Source organism: Vibrio sp. 1167 (assembly GCF_033340375.1).
Classification (GTDB): Bacteria; Pseudomonadota; Gammaproteobacteria; order Enterobacterales; family Vibrionaceae; genus Vibrio; species Vibrio alginolyticus.
On sequence record NZ_JAWOWK010000085.1, the window covers coordinates 1 to 1,179 of the forward strand.

The window sequence follows — 1,179 nt, forward strand, 5'->3', positions numbered from 1 at the left end:
TACGTCGTTTTGCATGAAGGTTATCTGCAGTGAAAGGGTTAGCGCATTTGAACTATCTTAACTGCTTTGCGCAGCAACAAAAAGCGGCTCACTGAGAAGCCGCTAGTTTGAGCATGGAGTCGCTTATTTGTTTAAATCGATCTGATAAATCGCAAAGCCCACTTCGTCAGTTGTGACGCGTTTCATCGGGTATTGGCCTTTGTCTTGGATAAACTTCGAAGCTTTTTCGCTCGGTGAGGTTTCAAAGCGAATATCCAGTTTTTTGTCTGACTTAATTGGTGCGAACGACCAGTTATTGTCAGCGCTTGGCGTGACTTCGCCTTTTTCCTCACTGACGCGAGAAATGTACGCAGCAACCACAGAACGGTTTTCGTCTGGAGAGTCAAATGCAATGAAGTTCGGACCAGTGCCAGGGAAGGTATTGCTGTACGCGCGGTAATTGTTAGTCGCAATGATGAAATCTTGTTTCGGATCAACTGGTTTGCCATTGAAAGTTAGATTCACGATACGCTGGGAGTCCGGATTAATGACTTTACAATTCGCGTCGTACTTCGGTGGCTGAGTGATGTCGATTTGGTATTCCACACCATCAATCACGTCAAAGTTGTACGTACGGAAGTTATCCCAATCAATTAACGATTGTGGCTGAGTCGTATTGACATCAATATGCTTGAATTGGCCCGCGCTGCACTCTAGCCATTCATGTACTTCTTTGCCTTTCACCTTCATTGCGACGAGCGTATTTGGGTATAGGTACAAGTCGGCGGCGTTGCGGAAAGTCAGTTGGCCAGATTCAACCTCAGTGAAGCCGTTCGGATCATCTTTACGTCCGCCCACTTTAAACGGCGCTGCCGCGCTCAAAACTGGAATGTCGGCAAGGTCTGGATCGCCTTGAATGAAACGTTCAACGTAGTCTTTTTGTGCAAGGTTAACGATTTGGATTGTTGGGTCATCTTGCACCAAAGCCAAGAAGCTGTACATCACGTCATTCGCTTTACCAATTGGTTGGTTAACGAATTCGCGAGTGCCTTTGTGATCGTCTTCGAGTGCTTTAATGATGCCTTGGTCTGCTTCTGCAAGCGATTTCTTAGTCGCTTTGTCGAAAATTGGTCGAGCTTCAGATTGTCCTTCCACTACTTGCCATTGGCCGTCTTTTTGCTCGATGACCAGATCCATGAC

At 46.4% G+C, this 1,179-nt stretch carries 1 protein-coding gene; it reads right to left on the reverse strand.

Features of this window, described 5'->3' with window-relative positions; translation table 11 throughout:
- Positions 1-123 precede the first annotated feature (123 nt).
- A partial coding sequence (locus R7Z78_RS24550) for a bifunctional 2',3'-cyclic-nucleotide 2'-phosphodiesterase/3'-nucleotidase (protein ID WP_169643805.1) occupies positions 124-1,179 on the reverse strand: 1,056 nt, incomplete at its 5' end.